General features: G+C 43.5%; 13 protein-coding genes. 9 read left to right on the forward strand and 4 right to left on the reverse strand.

The features are described 5' to 3' along the window. Positions 1-11 precede the first annotated feature (11 nt). From S4054249_RS01970 to S4054249_RS01985, 4 genes are all read left to right on the forward strand, one after another. Positions 12-2741 carry a methyl-accepting chemotaxis protein gene (locus S4054249_RS01970; RefSeq protein WP_046355951.1) on the forward strand — a complete coding sequence of 910 codons (2730 nt, stop codon included), beginning with the start codon at positions 12-14 and terminating at the stop codon, positions 2739-2741. 104 nt (positions 2742-2845) lie between these two features. Then, positions 2846-3670, forward strand: a complete 825-nt coding sequence (locus tag S4054249_RS01975) for a CheR family methyltransferase (protein WP_046355952.1) — start codon at positions 2846-2848, stop codon at positions 3668-3670. After that, positions 3667-4290: a chemoreceptor glutamine deamidase CheD gene (gene cheD, locus S4054249_RS01980; protein ID WP_046355953.1), complete on the forward strand. Its 624-nt coding sequence runs from the start codon at positions 3667-3669 to the stop codon at positions 4288-4290. Before S4054249_RS01975 ends, cheD begins: the two co-directional genes overlap by 4 nt. An 11-nt stretch (positions 4291-4301) precedes the next feature. Further along, the gene (locus tag S4054249_RS01985; protein ID WP_046355954.1) at positions 4302-5333 is read left to right on the forward strand and encodes a protein-glutamate methylesterase/protein-glutamine glutaminase; all 1032 of its coding nucleotides are present in this window, start codon (positions 4302-4304) and stop codon (positions 5331-5333) included. Here S4054249_RS01985 and S4054249_RS01990 read toward each other — a convergent pair whose 3' ends face one another. Then, positions 5334-6383, reverse strand: coding sequence for a polysaccharide deacetylase family protein (locus S4054249_RS01990; RefSeq protein WP_046355955.1), 1050 nt, complete (start codon positions 6381-6383; stop codon positions 5334-5336). Between S4054249_RS01990 and dinF the strand changes: the two genes are divergently transcribed. Continuing rightward, on the forward strand, positions 6348-7679 hold the full coding sequence (gene dinF, locus S4054249_RS01995; protein WP_080928342.1) for an MATE family efflux transporter DinF: 1332 nt from the start codon (positions 6348-6350) through the stop codon (positions 7677-7679). The two genes, S4054249_RS01990 and dinF, sit on opposite strands and share 36 nt — an antisense overlap. On the opposite strand, the gene S4054249_RS25780 is transcribed toward dinF, so the two are convergent. Beyond that, complete coding sequence (locus S4054249_RS25780; protein WP_080928343.1) at positions 7624-7899, reverse strand: hypothetical protein; 276 nt, start codon at positions 7897-7899, stop codon at positions 7624-7626. The two genes, dinF and S4054249_RS25780, sit on opposite strands and share 56 nt — an antisense overlap. Before the next feature lie 9 nt (positions 7900-7908). Continuing rightward, the gene (gene nfuA / locus S4054249_RS02000; RefSeq protein WP_046355957.1) at positions 7909-8484 is read right to left on the reverse strand and encodes a Fe-S biogenesis protein NfuA; all 576 of its coding nucleotides are present in this window, start codon (positions 8482-8484) and stop codon (positions 7909-7911) included. Positions 8485-8628: 144 nt separating this feature from the next. Here nfuA and S4054249_RS02005 point away from each other — a divergent pair, with 144 nt between their 5' ends. After that, the gene (locus tag S4054249_RS02005) at positions 8629-11160 is read left to right on the forward strand and encodes a M14 metallopeptidase family protein (protein ID WP_046355958.1); all 2532 of its coding nucleotides are present in this window, start codon (positions 8629-8631) and stop codon (positions 11158-11160) included. Positions 11161-11185: 25 nt separating this feature from the next. Here the strand turns inward: S4054249_RS02005 and S4054249_RS02010 are convergent, their stop codons facing one another. After that, on the reverse strand, positions 11186-11863 hold the full coding sequence (locus tag S4054249_RS02010; RefSeq protein ID WP_052960947.1) for a ComF family protein: 678 nt from the start codon (positions 11861-11863) through the stop codon (positions 11186-11188). A gap of 57 nt (positions 11864-11920) precedes the next feature. Here S4054249_RS02010 and bioH point away from each other — a divergent pair, with 57 nt between their 5' ends. The 3 genes from bioH (at position 11921) to S4054249_RS02025 (ending at position 13970) form a co-directional block, all read left to right on the forward strand. Beyond that, positions 11921-12658 carry a pimeloyl-ACP methyl ester esterase BioH gene (bioH, locus tag S4054249_RS02015; RefSeq protein WP_046355959.1) on the forward strand — a complete coding sequence of 246 codons (738 nt, stop codon included), beginning with the start codon at positions 11921-11923 and terminating at the stop codon, positions 12656-12658. 92 nt (positions 12659-12750) lie between these two features. Beyond that, positions 12751-13059, forward strand: a complete 309-nt coding sequence (locus S4054249_RS02020) for a hypothetical protein (protein ID WP_063881437.1) — start codon at positions 12751-12753, stop codon at positions 13057-13059. A 2-nt stretch (positions 13060-13061) separates the two neighbouring features. Next, a complete protein-coding gene (locus S4054249_RS02025; protein WP_046358547.1) occupies positions 13062-13970 on the forward strand; it encodes a putative metalloprotease CJM1_0395 family protein in 909 nt (302 codons plus the stop codon). Positions 13971-13999 lie beyond the last annotated feature (29 nt).

The raw sequence follows: 13999 nt of genomic DNA on the forward strand, positions 1-13999 counted from the left end.
TGGGGGTCGAAATGAGCGAACAGAGTATCCAAAGCAGTATTAATAACAAGATTCTAGTAGCAGGCATTATTCTGGTTATTAGTGTCATTGTTGGTGCTCAGCTAGGACTAGCTGAATCAGAGCAAATACGGATGATATCATTTGCGATTCCATTGCTGGGGACGATCGCTGCTTTAATCTTTTTGAAACATGGTTTATCACCTCTTTCAGAGCAACTTGTTGCTGTCTATTCTGCTCTCCCTTATATAGCCGTTAATAACCGCGAACGATTTGAACAGTTAGATCTGTCAGGGTTTCCGCAACTTTACCGTGTTTTATCCCAGGAGGAAGTAAAAGAAGAGCAGCATGTTGATGATCATACTGAAAGTTTACTGTTAGCGCTCAAAGGGTGCCAAGCCAATATTATGGTTGCAGATAGTGATTTAAACATTGTTTATATGAATGATTCTGTTACAGGCATGCTCAGACAAAATGAACATCAATTACGTAAAGAATTGCCCAATTTTAACGTGGCAACAACCATTGGTACGAACATCGATATGTTTCATGCCAATCCAAGCTATCAGCGTAATTTACTGGCCAATTTGCGCGATGTATATAAAACGCAAATTACAGTTTCTGGGTTGACCTTTGATTTGATTGCAACACCTGTGCTTAGCAGTAATAACGAGCGTATAGCGACTTTAGTCGAGTGGAAAGACCTTACCGAGCAATTAGCCTTTGAGCAAAATCAAAAGGCAGAGGCGGAGAAAAATGCACGTATATCTAGTGCATTGAACGTGTGCCAAGCGAACGTTATGTTAGCGGATGATGACTATAACATCGTGTATGCAAATGAGTCCGTGATACGCATGCTAAGAAAGAATCAACCCCGCCTTCAAGAAGCGCTTCCTCGTCTTAATGTCGATGCTTTAATAGGCCAAAATATAGATATTTTCCATGTTAACCCAAGCCATCAAAGAAACTTGCTAAGCAGTATGACAGAGACCTATCAAACCGACATTGAAGTGGCTGGGTTTACCTTTGGCTTAATCGCTACACCAGTGCAAGATAGTAATGGGAACCGACTTGGTACAGTCGTAGAGTGGGAAGATAAAACAGAGCGTTTGGCACAAGAGCGCGAAGAGAGAAAAGCGGCAAATGAAAACCTTAGAGTAAGGCGCGCACTGGACAATGTTGCGACTAACACCATGATTGCAGATGGCCATTTTAATATCGTCTATATGAATGACTCGGTCACGACCATGATGAAAAATGCAGAGCGTGATATACGCCAAGATCTGCCTAATTTCGATTGCGCTAAACTCATGGGTTCAAATATTGATGTGTTTCATAAAAATCCGGCACATCAGCGCAACATGATTACTAACCTGACAGAAACCTATAAGACGGAAATTAAAGTCGGAGGACGTACTTTCGGCTTGGTTGCTAATCCGATAGTCAGTGAGGAAGGTGACCGCATTGGTACGGTTGTTGAGTGGGAAGATCGTACAGACGAAGTGGCGATTGAACTGGAAGTTAATGAACTGGTGGAGTCTGCTCGTGATGGCAATCTGGCCGTTCGTCTTAATGAAAATGATAAACAGGGTTTTTATCTCAGATTAGCCAAAGGATTGAATGGCTTAGTGTCTCTTGTTGACGATGCAGTCTCAGATACTGTGAATATGTTAGATGCGTTAGCCAACGGTGATTTGACGCAAAGAATTAATGCGGATTACAACGGGGCATTTGACAAGCTTAAGCAAGATGCCAACACAACGGCAGACAAACTCACAGAAGTTTTGAACCGGATAAGTTCATCAGCAGCTATGGTCGCGAGTGGGGCTGAGGAGATATCTCAGGGCAATGCGGATTTAAGTCAAAGAACGGAAGAGCAGGCCTCATCACTGGAAGAAACGGCTTCGAGTATGGAAGAGATGACCAGTACCGTCAGACAGAATGCAGATAATGCAAAAGTTGCCAATGAGCTGGCGGCAGAGACAAGTGAAAAGGCTGCGACCGGTGGTGAGGTTGTTAACCGTGCCGTGGCCAGTATGTCAGAGATTAACGAATCAAGTAAAAAGATAGCTGATATTATCAGTGTGATTGATGAAATTGCATTCCAAACTAACCTACTGGCATTAAACGCAGCGGTAGAGGCTGCAAGAGCCGGTGAACAAGGGCGTGGCTTTGCGGTGGTTGCGGGCGAAGTAAGAAATCTAGCTCAGCGTTCGGCGGGGGCTGCAAAAGAGATCAAAGATTTGATCAGAGACAGTGTCGGTAAGGTTGAAGATGGTACATTGCTTGTGAATGAGTCGGGCGCAACGTTGAAAGAGATTGTTGCCGCAGTTAAACGGGTAACAGAGATGATATCTGATATAGCAGAGGCTTCAGAAGAGCAGAGTTCAGGCATCGAACAAGTTAACAAAGCCGTTTCGCAAATGGATGAGATGACGCAGCAAAATGCCGCATTGGTAGAGCAGGCATCTGCAGCTGGTGAGTCCATGGCGGAGCAAGCAAATGATATGCGCAGACTGTTAAACTTCTTCAATGTTGGTGATTCGGGCTCACACAGTGCAGCACCTCAGGTGACAAGTGTACCAACGGAACGGCTTGCTACGCCTCAAAAAGCACCAAATCACAACAATGTTAATAGGCAATTGAATAACACTTCTTCGAAGCCAACAGCAGATATTTCTCAGAGAGTACCCGAGCCTGCAAACAGATTTGCTGATGACTCGGAAGAATGGGAAGAGTTTTAACAGCACCCTAATCATAATCAGGGTGCCCTGACAATGCGGGTATTCTGATAGACATTGATATTGAGCTGTAGTCAATCAACATACGATTAAAGCTATGTGAGCATATGAAAGAGTTTCCATTCACTGACACGGATTTCCAGAAAGTGTCTGAAAAAGTATATAGCGCCTGTGGCATTGTATTAGGGCCCCACAAGCGTGAAATGGTGTATTCACGATTGGCCAGAAGGATCAGGGCTAACGGGCTCAGTAATTTTGAAGATTATCTCGCATTTTTAGATAGCAGTAGTGATCAAGAGTTCAGCCACTTTATCAATGCGATAACGACTAATCTTACTTCTTTCTTTAGAGAGTCACATCATTTTGATTATTTGAAGAATAAACTTATCCCTAAAATTAAGGAAGATAATCGGCACTCGAGACGGGTACGAGTTTGGTCTGCGGGTTGCTCAACAGGTGAAGAGCCATACAGTATTGCAATGACTGTCGCAGGGGAGTTTCCAAGTGATTGGGATGTGAAAGTATTGGCAACTGATTTGGACTCCAATGTTTTGCAAAAGGCATCGCAAGGAATTTATAGCAGCCAATCTGTGACGGGATTAGATGACGGGCACCTAAGAAAATGGTTTTTAAAAAGCAGTGATGGAAGCCAATACCGCGTTAAAGACCAGTTAAAAAACTTAATTTTTTTTAAGCGTTTGAACTTATTAGAGCCTTGGCCAATGCGAGGGCCATTTGATCTAATCTTTTGCAGAAACGTATTAATTTACTTCGACAAAGAGACAAAAGACACATTGTTTGATGGTTACCACCGGATGCTTGCATCTTCTCACGGACATTTATTTATTGGGCATTCTGAAACCATGAGTAAAGAGCGCAGTGATTTTAAGAATTTAGGTAAAACTATGTATAAGAAGGTAGATTCAGCATGAACCATTTTAGGCCGGTGATCAGGGGCTTTGAGCATGTTAAGCGCTTTTGGGATGCAGGACGCAATAAAGTTGTTGCCAAAGTCTTACCGGGCGAGTTCTATGTATCTAAAAATGATGAACTTATTTCAACTGTACTTGGTTCGTGTATTGCTGCGTGCGTGTATGATGAGAAACTTGGGATCGGAGGCATGAACCACTTTATGTTACCAGGCGCACAAAAAATGAAGGATGTGACCAATGTTCATTCAGATGATTTTAACTGTCGTTACGGTAACTGGGCCATGGAGTTTTTGATTAACGAAGTGCTCAAAAATGGTGCCAGTCGTGCCAATCTTAAAGTGAAGCTATTTGGTGGTGGTAAAATAATCAGTGCGATGACAGATATTGGCGTAGGTAATATACGGTTTGCACAAGCCTATGTAGAGGAAGAGAATCTCGAATTGGTCTCTCACGATGTCGGTGGGCCATGGCCTAGGAAAGTTGTGTTTCATCCCCAGTCAGGTACTGCCAAAGTAAAAAAGCTGAGACAAATGCATAATGACACGATTGAGAAAAGAGAGGTTAAGTACCTGCATGATATCGAGGCACAGGATGCCACAACTGATATCGAGCTATTTTAGAGTAAGATGCAATGATAAAGGTTCTGATAGTAGATGACTCCCCCTTGCTTAGAGCAGTATTAAAAGCTGTTCTGGAGCAAGCTGGCGATATTGAAGTGGTTGGTGCCGCAAAAGACCCCTATGAGGCCAGAGATATGATTAAGGCGCTACAACCTGATGTGCTGACACTTGATATCGAAATGCCTAAAATGGACGGGCTAAGTTTTTTGAAAAACTTGATGCGCTTGAGACCGATGCCAGTTGTGATGCTGTCTACGTTGACGCAAAAAGGATCACCTGAAACGTTGGAAGCGTTGGAAGTGGGGGCTGTAGATTTTATTGCCAAGCCGATGTCTAATGTGGCAGAACAATTAGAAGCATACGCAGACGTACTTTATCAAAAAATACGCACAGCCAGCCGAGCCAGAGTAAGGGCATTTAAAGCGGATAAGCAGGCCGGAGTGAGATCTGCAGTGGCCGCGGGGAAGAAATTTCAATTACGCAGCGTGATGGCGATAGGTGCATCTACGGGGGGGACAGAAGCATTGCGTGAAGTGTTAACAAAGCTGCCACGTAATAGTCCTCCTGTGGTAGTCACTCAACACATTCCACCTGTTTTTAGTACTTCATTTGCACTTCGTATGGATAAATGCTGTGAGGTGAATGTGAAAGAGGCTGAGGATGGTGATGAGCTTGGAGCAGGTAAAGTATTTATTGCACCCGGTGACAGGCATCTGCTCATTGTCCAAAAAGGGACTAAGTTGGTTTGCCAACTTAGCGATAGTGAAAAAGTGAATCGTCATAAACCAGCTGTCGATGTGCTGTTTGACTCACTACTTCCCGTTGCAAAAAATGTACATGCGGCCTTATTAACGGGAATGGGATCGGACGGTGCACAGGGACTATTGCGCTTAAAGGAAGCCGGTGCAAATACATTTGCTCAGGATGAAGCGTCGTGTGTGGTGTGGGGTATGCCTCGCGCAGCCGTAGAGCTCAATGCGGCAAATAAAGTGGTTTCTTTAGATGCCATGGCAAAAGCATTATTGGACTCCGCGAGCAGTTAATTATTGAGCTTTTTGAATTACCCAAGGTTGAGAAAACCAGTGGAATCGGCCCTTATGTGTTTTTGATGGTGCCGTACAGTTATATCTTGAACGGCCATTGGGTAAGGGGTCCGGTGTTGTCACAGTAACCGTCTTTTTTCCTGTCCATGTCAGTGTCGCGCGTCCAATCCCAGATACAAAACATGCCAATTGACCTTGGCTAAAATCCATATTGTTAAACGAAAGCGTAAATGAGGGTTTTCTGTGTGTGGTGACAGAATTGTTGTAAGTGAGTTTGTCTATATCAAATGCAATAGAGTTGATCTTTACTTTAAGCGTTTTAAGGTTGCTGTAAATACCAGAAGATGGAAATCTCGGCACGCGTGTAAAATCAGTCGTTGGACCTACCGCCCCTGAATGCTGACCAATCCCTACTAACCCCAGTTTTTTGACTAGTTCTTGTAATGAGGTATCAAACTCACCATAAGGATAGGCGATGTAAGGGTAATTGTGTCCAATTTCAGCATTGATCCGTTGCTGAGACCATATCAGATCGTGACTTATGCGCTGTGCCCATTGCGCTTCTGATTCACCTTCTTTACGTAGGTGTAGGTAATCGTGTTTAGCGCTATGGTTGGCAATAATTGCGCCGCGTTTGGATAGGGCTCTGAGCTCATCCCAAGTCATAACATAGCTTTGCCCTTCATCAATTAATTGTGGGTTGACGAAGATAGTATATGGAAAGTTATATGCCTCTAATAGTGGGGCCGCGGCTTCAATATTATTGTCATAGCCATCGTCAAAGGTAATAGCAACAGTATTAATTGGTAGAGACTTGCCTTGCTGTAGACTATCAATAAAGTCATTGAGCGCGATCACATTGTAATTGCCTTGTTTCAAAAACTCTAAGTGAGCTTTAAATGTGTCTTCACTGACGCTGGTAACGGGGGGGAGTTTCTCACTGACGTGATGATACTGTAATATAGTCGCACTGTGTGCTTGAGCACTGGCTAAACCAACAAATAGAACTAAATTATGAAGTTTTTTCATTACCTGCGTACACCTTATCATATTCCACTACTCACTCTCGCAGCACCGATGATCTTATCAAATATTTCGGTCCCCCTGTTAGGATTAGTTGATACCGCCGTGATAGGCCATTTAAGCCATGCACATTATTTAGCGGGCATTGCGTTGGGGTCTGGCAGTATTGCGTTGTTATTTTGGCTTGCTAGCTTTTTACGCATGAGCACTACAGGGGAGATAGCGCAGGCATTTGGTGAGAAAAACCAAGTGCGCTCATACCAATCCCTGCTCGCTAGTCTTGCAATTGCCTTATTTTTTGCAATTTCTTTAATTGCTTTATCACCTTTTTTACTCGATATAATCGAGCGTCTTGCTAATCCTAGCAGTGATGTAATGACCCAAGCCTCAATATATTTCTCAATCAGAATTTACAGCGCGCCCGCTGCGATGATGAACTTGGTCTTACTTGGGTTTATGCTCGGATTACAGTACGGCAAAGGACCGTTTTATGTGGTGTTATTTACTAATATTGTTAACATCGTTCTCGACTTGCTTTTTGTCATTGGGTTTGAGTGGGGAGTGGCGGGTGCTGCTTGGGCCTCGGTCATTGCTGATTACAGTGCACTCATTCTTGCAGTGTTTTTAACGGCTTCATTGCTCAAGCAGCGTGGTTGGACGTTTACATGGCGACTACCTAACCGTGAACATTTGATGCATTTACTCACGCTCAATAAAGATATTTTCATTCGTTCATTGGTCTTACAGCTGTGTTTTAGCTTTATGACTTTTTATGGCGCGCGATTAGGAGAAAATACGCTAGCTGCCAATGCTGTGTTACTGAATTTTTTAATGTTGGTTAGTTTTGCATTGGATGGTATTGCCTATGCTGTTGAAGCCAAAGTGGGACAGGCTAAAGGGGAGAAGGACGCTGAAAAGCTAAAAGCTTGGGTGGCAGTGAGTATACTATGGGGAGGGGTTTTTGCCCTGTTATACTGCATTGTTTTTGCGGTGTTCGGCCCGATGATCATAGGTATGCTAACCAGTATTCCTAGTGTAGTGGAAACGGCGTTACTCTATTTGCCTTGGTTAATTGTATTACCACTTATCGCAATGAGCTGTTTTTTATTCGATGGTGTCTTTGTTGGTCTGACGAGGGCAAAAGAGATGCGCAATAGTATGATATTTTCTGCGTTATTTGGCTTTTTCTTGCCAGTATTTTTACTGTTAGATCATGGCAATCACGCTTTGTGGTTTGCCATGAGTTGTTTTATGTCGCTACGTGGCGTTACTTTGATTTATCGTTATCGAAAGCTTGGCGTGCAGAACGCCTTGCTGAAATAACTTGCGAGAAGCGGTTTGCAAAGATCCCTAAGTAACCATATCCTGCAATACCTAGCGCGGGAAATAAAACGGCTAATCCAGCGTAGCGCCAACTGGGATCATAGTAATTGCTAAGTGCAAATAGACCCATGGCTATTATGAATAGGCCAATACCTGTAAAAAAGAGTTTTAAACTTCGCTTGGGGTTAGAGCCCAAGCGATAAATATACTGCGTTAACATAGGCAGCAATTAATAGTAAGAGTGGTCACCACGAGCGTGCTCAGTGATATCGCGCACACCTGTGATTTCTTCAAACTTAGCTATCATCTCTTTTTCGATGCCTTCTTTTAACGTTACATCGATCATCGAGCAACCGTTACAGCCGCCGCCAAACTGTAGTACTGCAATACCTTCTTCTGTGATCTCAACAAGGCTGACCTGTCCACCGTGGTTTGCTAGCTGCGGATTGACATCTGTTACTAGCATATGCTCCACACGCTCTGCGAGTGATGCGTCATCTTTTAGTTTTTTAGCTTTGGCGTTTGGTGCCTTCAAAGTAAGCTGACTCCCCATTTTGTCTGTGACAAAATCGATTTCTGCTTCTTCTAAGAATGGTGCGCTTTCTTCATCAACAATGGCATCAAAGCCGTTGAAGTTAAAGCGTATATCGCTTTGTTCTACGGCATCTGCAGGACAGTAAGATACACCACATTCAGCTTGTGCTGTACCTGGGTTGACTACAAATACACGAATGCTGGTTCCCTCAGCTTGGTCGCTGAGTAGTTTGGCAAAATGGGTTTGGGCTGATTCTGAAATTGTGATCATAATCTGGCTATACTTGACTAATTTACTCGGTTACTTCCTATGATACTCCCCTCGTCCGGTTGTAGCTAGTGTTGGACGTAAAAATTTGCTGTCAAAGAGTACAACTTGATAGCGTATAGGCGAGCATTAAAAGATGGAATTGATATGAGAATATTTTTGATACTACTGGTTTTATGCGTATTCCAAAGCCAAGCTAAACCTATCAGCTATTATTTTTCTCCAGATATAGAGTTTGATCAAGGTATCAGTAAACCCAGTGATATATTGGGATATGAGGTAGGTGAGTGGCATGTACGTCATGATCAATTAGTTCGATATATGACCCTCTTGGCTGAACAAAGCCCGCGACTCAGTATTTCAACAATTGGGTATAGCCATGAGCGCCGGCCTTTGCTTTTACTCAGTGCAACTAGCGCTGTGCAGCAGCAAAAACTAGAGTCTATACGTCAAGCTCATGTGGCAAGATTAACTGGTGAAAAGATTAAAGCCCATACGCCTAATGTTATTTGGATGGGGTATAGTGTACATGGTAATGAATCGTCAGGGAGTAATGCGGCATTATTGGTTGCTTATTATTTGGCAGCAGCAAAAGGGGAGGAAGTAAAGCACCTACTGGAAAACAACATCATTTTAATCGATCCGGCGATGAACCCGGATGGATTGGCTCGATTTGCCCACTGGGCGAATAGTCACCGTGGGCAAGTGTTATCTTCCGATCCGGCTCATCGAGAGCATGTTGAGGGCTGGCCTTCTGCGCGAACAAATCATTATTGGTTTGACCTAAATAGAGACTGGTTATTGTTACAGCATCCCGAGTCGCGTGCCAGAGTTGCTCAATTCCATCATTGGAAACCCACAGTGTTAACCGATTTTCATGAAATGGGAACCAACAGCAGCTACTTTTTTCAACCTGGGATACCTTCTCGGACACACCCAATCACACCAGATAGAAATCAATCGCTTACTCAGAAATTAGCAGCTTATCATGCACAAATATTGGATAGCGAGCAGCAGTTATATTTTACACAAGAAAGCTTTGATGACTTTTATATTGGTAAGGGCTCGACTTACCCTGATGTTAACGGCTCTGTTGGGATTTTGTTTGAGCAGGCGAGTAGTCGTGGTCACGTTCAAGAGTCTATCAATGGTGATTTACATTTTTACCGCACAATAAAAAATCAATTGCTGACTTCTTTATCAACGTTTGCTGGTGTCACTGCACTTAAATCTGAGTTGACGGCTTATCAGCAAGCATTTTTTTCACAATCTGCACAGTTAGCCAGTAAAGAAAAATATCACGGCTATATAGTGGAGAAAGGCCTAGATGCGTTCCGTTTTGAGCAATTTGCTGAATTACTCCAAAGCCATCACATTTCCGCTTACCCTCTTACAAAAGGGTTTAAAACGGCTGGTAAAGAGTACCAAATAGGTGACCTATATATTCCATTACAGCAAGCCCAGTTTCGTTTTATCAAAGCGGCTTTTTCTACACAAACCGACTTTGAAGACAATACGTTTTATGATGTATCTGGGTGGACGTTGCCCTATGCGTTTGATTTAGATTTTTCTAAGATATCTAGCAGTTGGGGATTAAAATATAGTGACACACCATGGCATAAAGTGCCATTCGAGCCAATATCAGTCCAGCCCGATGGAGTATATGCATATGCATTTGAATGGCATCATTATTTAGCACCAAAATTGGCCAATTTATTATTGGCAGAAGGTATAAAGGTAAGAGGTGCGTTAAAGTCTTTTACAGCACAAACGCAACAAGGAAAACATACATTTTCTGCTGGGAGTATTGTGATCCCTGCTGGTTTACAAACTTCCTCAAACTGGGTCGCAAGGCTTACTGAGTTGGCTACGAACTTGGAAATCCCACTATTTTCCATTGCAACAGGGTTAACACCTCAAGGCATTGATTTGGGATCACGATTAATGTCACCACTTGAACAACCACATGTGTTGCTGGTGGGAGGAAAGGGCTCAAGCCAGTATGAAGTAGGTGAATTATGGTATCAGTTAGATCGTCACCTCGGCTTAGCACCGACTATTGTGGAGCAGCATCGCTTAGGGAAGCTGGATCTAACTCGTTACACTCATATTATTTTGGCTGATGGGCGTTATGAGCAGGTGGACAACCAAGCTAAAAGTGCTATTTATTCTTGGGTAAAAAATGGTGGAGTTATTTGGGGACAAAAACGCGGTGCTAAGTGGCTGGTAGACCAACAATTATTAAAAATTGAAACAGTTTCAACGAAAGAAATGAAAGCGCTGTTTAAGACGGATGGCTTGCCCTATTCAGAACGTGAAGCGTTGGCTGCCAAACAACGCATTGCAGGTGCAATTTTTCAGGCGCAAGTAGATTTATCGCACCCTTTAGCATTTGGTTTTGAAGATGCGACTCTTCCGTTATTTAAAAACAGCACTTGGGTGATGAAGCATAGTACTAAGCCATTTACGAATGCAGTGAAGTATACCAGTACCCCATTGCTCTCCGGATATGCGGATGAACGTAATATTTCACAAATCGCAGGGAGCAGTGCCTTGGTGGCCACACGCTATGGTAAAGGTGCAGTTGTTGCGATGGCTGATAACCCTGTTTTTCGCGGCTACTGGTATGGTTCAAGCCGCTTGCTTAGTAATGCGCTTTTTTACGCAAATAGTATCTAGTTACGCAAATAGTATCTAGTTACGTTTATAGTTCTGTAATGCACGTTGCACAGGCCCACACGGTCTGTGCACCTGCTTGTTTACAAAGGGCAGCAACGGCATTCATGGTTGCTCCGCTGGTGATCACATCATCTACAATTAAAATCCGTTTGTGTTTAATATCACCAGTGAGATAGAAGGCTTGTCTGGCATTATGTTGTCTTGCACTTTTTGAGAGTAAAACGTGTGATGGGCGTGCATGCTTTGCAATAACTGTAAGCATAGGGATATGATGATAGTCTAACAGCTTCCCCCAAGTTTGATAAACCTGATTGTACCCTCTGCTTAGTAGTCGTGTCTTTGCCAATGGGACGATGACACAAGCATCAGCCTGAATCAGTGAATGCAAGTGTAAACGCCTCCATTGCTGCATAATAATTTGTCTAATTACTTTAATGGCGTGTCGGTCACGGTGGTACTTTATTTGTTTCAACCACATGGCCAACTGGCCATGGTACCAACCGCATGCACTGAGCCCATCACACTCTGGTAAGTTGAACATGCGATTAATATCTGGACGCAATAATAAGTTGCTATCTTCTAATTCAAATAATGGCAGGGTTGGGTAGCAAGTTCGGCATATGCCAGGTGACTCGATATAACTTTGGCAAGAGGCACATTTTGCGGGCAACAGGCTTTTTCGAAGTGCATTCATCAGTGACATTGCTTTCATTCCTTGAAACGCTATCATAGCGATAATTTTGGCTTGAGACGTAAAAATATGCAAAGAGAAATTGTATTACTGCACGGTTGGGGAATGAATAAAGAGGTTTGGCAGCTCATCGAAGTTGAGCTTAAAACTGCGTTTAATATTCCTGTAAAGGCCTTAAATTTACCGGGGTTTGGTGGAGAACCTATCAAGAGTGAACAGTATGATCTTGATACTGTTGTGCAGTCAGTAGCCGATAAAGTAAATGCAAATAGTATTGTGGTTGGGTGGTCATTAGGTGGCCTGGTTGCGACGAGACTGGCGACAATGTACCCTGACAAAGTGGCACACCTGATCCTTGTTTCATCAAATACTCAGTTCTGCGAAGATGGCACTTGGCCAGGGATCAAGGGGCAAGTACTGGAGCAATTTAAAGCACAACTCGCCAAAGATAGTAAAAAAACCATTGAGCGTTTTTTGGCTATCCAAGCAATGGGAAGCGAACATGCCAAGGGAGATATTAAGCAGCTCAAATCACTATTATTTCAGGCGCCTGAACCGCAGGAGGGTGCACTGAGTGCAGGTTTAGATATTTTGCAAAATACCGATTTGAAGAGTGAGTTTGCAAAGCTACGCTGTCCTATGAATGGAATATTTGGCCGTTTAGATGCCTTAGTACCCCCTGCGGTCGCAGCGGAAATGGCCAATATAAACCCACAATTTGGCTATGAAATATTACCACAAGCGTCTCATGCACCATTTATTTCTCATCGCGACGAATTTATTAATTACCTAAAATCAACCCTTTAAATGGCAGGCGGCAATTTTTTGCCGCTCAAGCTTTATTTTGAACATAATATGAGCAATAATTAGGTTAGTGAAAAAGTAACTTGGAGTCTGTTATGCCTATAGGTGACGTGCTTAATGCGGGCGTTGAAGGTTTTAATCGTGCTCAACAAAATATTGAACGGGCGTCGGCTGATATAAATCGTGCGACGATTGATCAGCAAAGTGATGAGCAGCTAGCCCAACAAAGGCAGCTTGAAGCGGCTCGTCCTGAAGAAGCCGTAACCGCACCGGTTTCTCAGCCACCAAGAATCGACGAGTCTTTGGTTAATTTGAAAGTAGAAGAATTCAATGCCAAAGCCAACACGCAATCAATTCAAACTGCAGACGAAGTGCTGGGAACTTTGATTGATATTAAAGTGTAAGTATGAATATCGTTACGCCTCAACCGGCGGTTAGTCTAAATACTGCAAACGTCTACACTGAAACTGCTAGGCGAGACAACCAGCTGCGCGAGGTGATCCCTAAACCTGCTGCCGTAACTCCCCCTGCCACAGAAAATAAGTCCTTACAAGATAACGACAAAGCGCGTTTGAGCGAGAGCGAAGCGCAAGAGACATACGACTCGAATGGACAGTTAAAAGACAGTAAAACAGTTCAAGAGCGCGGTGATGAAAAAAGCGAAGATCAGCAGGCTCAGTCCGGTAATGAGGAGGAGCCTTCTGAACGTGAGCAAGCGCAACAAGAACAGGATGAACAACAACTTAAAGAGCTGAAAGACCGCGACCGTGAAGTCAGGTTACATGAGCAAGCACACGCTCGTGTGGGTGGCCAATATGCAGGGTCACCAACATATGATTATCAACGAGGTCCTGACGGCAATAATTATGCGGTTGGTGGGCAAGTGATGATTGATGTTGCGCCTGTTGAAGGAAATCCGCAACAAACCATCGAAAAAATGCAAACAGTCAGGGCCGCTGCATTAGCACCGGCTGAGCCTTCGGGTGCTGATCGTGCCATTGCTGCTGATGCCACATCAAAAATAGCGACAGCGCAAGCTGAGCTGGCTAAGCAGTCTATCAGTGGCTCTGAAGAGGGAAGTACATCCAGTGGGGTGCAGAAGTTTGAAAATCGTCGTTTGACAGAAGAGGGCGTCGCTCAGTCCGAGCAACCTGTTTTAGAGCGAGCAAGATTAAAACAAGAATCTGATCCATTTGCTGTTGCGTTGCCTATAGAGAGAGATCCTGAAATTGAATCGAGAGCGCTAAGAATAGAAGGGTTTTATGGGCAAGTTGCAAAACCTGATAAGGATGCTCGCCTGTCTGTTTCAGTCTAAATATATCATCAATAAAAAAGGAAGGGACG

Source organism: Pseudoalteromonas luteoviolacea, assembly GCF_001750165.1.
Classification (GTDB): Bacteria; Pseudomonadota; Gammaproteobacteria; order Enterobacterales; family Alteromonadaceae; genus Pseudoalteromonas; species Pseudoalteromonas luteoviolacea_G.